We start from the raw sequence: 4009 nt of genomic DNA, 5'->3' as shown, positions 1-4009 counted from the left end.
CCGCAGGCACGACCGGCGGCATTGTGGTGACGGTGCCGACCACGGACGATCCCGTGTTCGAAGGCAGCGAGCAATTGAACCTGACGGGCACGCTGACCGGCGCGACGCTCAATGGCACGCCGTTGCCGGCGGGCATCACCGACACCGGCCATGCGACCATTTTCGACATGGTCCAGGCCGACGACGATACGGGCGTGGCGACATTGCATTCGGTGCAAAACCCAGGGGGCTCGGATGTGCTGGCGACGGCATTCAACAGCACGGAGGTCTGGAAGTACGAGCCGACTGCCAATGGGGCGGTACCGGCTGACTTCAACATCACGACTGCTCTGGCGCAGTCGGGTTGGGTCACGAGTGCCACGGGGCCGATCAATAGTGCCAACCCGAGCGGCGGGGTGCTGTTTCTGCAGGATAGCGACATTGGAACGTCGAATGTCGAATTGCTGACGCCGACCTATACGACGGGTGATGGAGGGGGTGAACAGCTGACGTTCACCATGAGGCGGAGCAACTCCACTCAAGAAGATAGTGTGTCCTGGACGCTATACAAGCTGAATGGGGATGGTTCGTGGACGGCTGTGTTGGCGAACCAGACGATCGCGAAGAATGCCAGCGTGCAGGACGTCACCACAGGCCCTCTGGAAGCCGACACTACGTACCGGATTCATTTCATCGTGGATGACGCAAAACACGACAGCCTTAACTTCAATGTGGGGCTGGATGATTTCCGGGCGTTGATACCGCCTCATGTGGACTGGACGTCGACGCTGGCGACCGGCAATGTTCTGACGAACGATACTGAAATTGGCGGGACGACATTGTCGATTTCCAATGATGGGGGCACGACCTGGGTCCCTGTGAATGCGGGTGATCCAGTGCTGCTGGCGGGAGTTTATGGCACGCTGCATATCGACAGCACGGGCGCCTACACCTATACGCCCACGACGCCGCCTGATGGGGCGATCCATGCAAGCCAGCAGGATGTGTTCCAGTATCGACTCGAAGCGGGCAATGTCGTTGAAGACAGCGCCAACCTGACGATTACCATCGCGGGCGATGGTGTGGGTCTGCAGCCGGGCGTTCCCCATGTCACGGAGGGTCTGGAAATGCTCGGCACGGCTGGCGACGAAACGCTGGTCGGCGGTCTGGCCAACGATACTTTGAGCGGCGGACTGGGCAACGATACCTTGATCGGTGGCAAGGGGGACGATACATTGCTTGGGGGCGCGGGCGATGATGTGTTCGCCTGGCTGGGCAGCAATGCCGGCACCGTCCTTGCTCCTGCCCTTGATGTGGTTCGGGACTTCGGTCTGGGCGGCGCGGATCCAAAGGGGGCGGATGTGCTGGACCTGCGCAATCTGCTGGTGGGCGAGGAGACACCCGCTGCCGATCTCACCAAGTTCCTGCACTTCGATACGCAGGTGGTGGGCGCACAGACCAATACCGTCATCCATGTGTCGACGACCGGGGCGTTGGCGGTGGACGGAAGCAACTTCAACCAGCAAATCACGCTGGAGAACGTGCAGCTGAACACCGCTGACCAGAACCAGTTGATCACTGACCTGATCACTCAGGGCAAGTTGAAGGTCGACGGCCATTGACAGGCCAGGGCACGGTCGTGCCATGCCGCCGGGTACAGGTGCTGCAAAGCCTGGACGGCGGCATCGTCGAGAAAATTTGATCCTCCCGGACGAGCATGTTGAAGTGGGCCAGGTGCTGCTGCGCATCGACCCGCTACAGCTCCTCGCTGGGCGAGAGCACGGCGCATTTGCTGTCGCTCAAAGCCAAGGCGGTTCGGCAGCAAGCCCGGACCACAGCGCAGTACCTCCAGGCATCCGCGGATGGGTACCCCAATTGATGGAGATGGAGCTCCGCGTCTGGGCATCAGCGAGCGCCTTGCGCGGGCCGATCTGTTCACTTTTTTTGAAGAAATCCACGTCAGCGACCGCCTGATGCCGGGGTAGCCAGGGCTGACTTCCCGGCATTTGCCTCTGGGGCCGGCCGATGCGGCCATTGGTTTTTCCTCGCTGCGCGCACAGCCATGTTGACCCCAGGCATTGGCGCCGACGCCAATAGGCACCAATGACACCTTTTCTTACTATGTGTTTCATGGCGGCACTGTTTTACTGATCGTACGCGGCGGTAAGCGGGGCACGGAATAACACTTCTTGGAGGTTGTCACACATGGCAAATGCTACGGTTCTCGTCACGCAGTTGATTGGTCAGGCCTGGATTCGCGCCGCAGATGGCTCCCTGACTGTCATCCACCAGGGCATGCGCATTCCCGTCGATGCTGAAATCGTGACCGCCTCCGGCAGCTCCATGCAATTGCAGGCCGACGGCATGCCTCCGCTGACGGTTGGGGAAAACCAGGCGACGGTGCTCACCGCTGATCTGTTCATGCCGCCCACGCCCAGCGAGGCGGCTGTGGCTGTTCCTCCGGATGCCACCACCGCAGCGCTGATTGCCGCCATCAATGCCGGCCAGGATCCGTTCGCGCAGCTGGATCCCACGGCCGCCGTGCTGACGGGCGGCGGCGATGCCGGTGGCTCGTTCGTGCGCCTGACCAGCGTGCTGGAGTCGACATCGCCCCTGGGCCTGGCCTATGGCCAATCCGGCAACCAGAACATAGAGAACGATCAATATGGCGGCACCGTGCCTGTGGGCGCGCCTGCGCCCGCCCCGGCCCCCAGCGATCCCACCCTGGTGCCTGGCCTTTCGACCATCACGCTGACATCCGATGCGCGTGTCATCGAAGGCACGTCCATCACGGTGACGGCCACCGTCAGCCGTGCCGTGACTGGAAGTGACCTGGTTGTGCGGCTGACCGACGGCTCGCTGATCACCATCCCCGTGGGCGCGACCAGCGGCACGGTGCAGGTCGATTCGCGTCCGGATGACGTTTATCAGCAAGGCGACACGACGGTGCAAGTGGGCATTGGCGGCACCACCGGCGGTAACTACGAGCAACTGAACACCAGCAGCACCACCAATACCGTCGTCGCGGATGACGCCGATGCGGTGCGCATCACGCTGACCGGCCCGGAGAGCGTGGTCGAGGGGGGAAGCATCACGGTCACGGCCCATGTCGAGCAGCCGCCGCAGGGCAGCGATCTGGTGATCACGCTGACCAATGGCCAGGTCATCACCATTGCGGCGGGCGCGACCACAGGTACGGTGTCCTATGTGCCGTTGCCCGATGACAACGTCACTCAAGGCGACCGGCCGGTTCAAGTCGGCATTGCGGGCAGCACGGGCGGAAATTACGAGAATCCCGTACTGGGCGGCGCCATTGATTTCACCGTCAAGGACAATGACTCACCGCAATTGCTGGTCGGCGACGCAGGCATTGTCAATGAAGGCAATAGCGCGGTTTTCAATGTGGCGCTCACCAAGGCCGTGGATGCCGACACCACCCTGAGCTTCACTCTGGGTGGCGATGCAGGCAACGGGGCAGCGCCCTTGCTTGCCGGCCGCTTTGCGGCTTTGGCCGCCAACGACCAGATTGAGCCCAACGATATTGGCGTGCCCACGGTCACGGTGAACGGTCAACCCGTGGTGGTCACGGAAGTGAACGGGGTCTATAGCTTTACCGTGCCGGCAGGCACGACCACCGGCATCGTCGTGACGGTGCCGACCATTGCCGATGGGGTGTTCGAAGGCAGCGAATCCATGGTGTTGACGGGGACGCTGACGGGTGCGATGGCCAACGGCCAGCCGCTGCCCACAGGCATCACCTCCATTGGTCACGCCACCATTGTCGATGCGGCTGGCGATGTTCCGGCGCTGCAGGTGTCCGACGCGGGCACCGTCAACGAAGGCAGCAATGCGGTTTTCAACGTGACGCTGACCCACGCCGTGGATGCCGACACCACGCTGAGCATCACTTTCAGCGGCCAGGCGGAGGCCGGCGACATCGGCACGCCGGTGGTCACCATCGGCGGCACGGTCGTGGCGCTGACGGCGCTGGCCGGCGGCGGTTACAGCTTCACCGTGCCCGCGGGCACGA

At 62.6% G+C, this 4009-nt stretch carries 2 protein-coding genes; both read left to right on the top strand.

The window, feature by feature from the left end; translation table 11 throughout:
- Positions 1-1601 (top strand): type I secretion C-terminal target domain-containing protein (locus tag N0K08_RS23270; protein WP_315968028.1); only part of this gene is annotated, 1601 nt, incomplete at its 5' end.
- Between the two features lie 583 nt (positions 1602-2184).
- On the top strand, positions 2185-4009 hold a 1825-nt coding region (locus N0K08_RS23160), incomplete at its 3' end, for a retention module-containing protein (RefSeq protein ID WP_261502798.1).

This window comes from Acidovorax bellezanensis, from assembly GCF_025421555.1.
GTDB lineage: Bacteria > Pseudomonadota > Gammaproteobacteria > Burkholderiales > Burkholderiaceae_C > Comamonas > Comamonas bellezanensis.
Note: the sequence above shows the minus strand (reverse complement) of the source record. Positions and strands in the feature narration are given on the sequence as shown.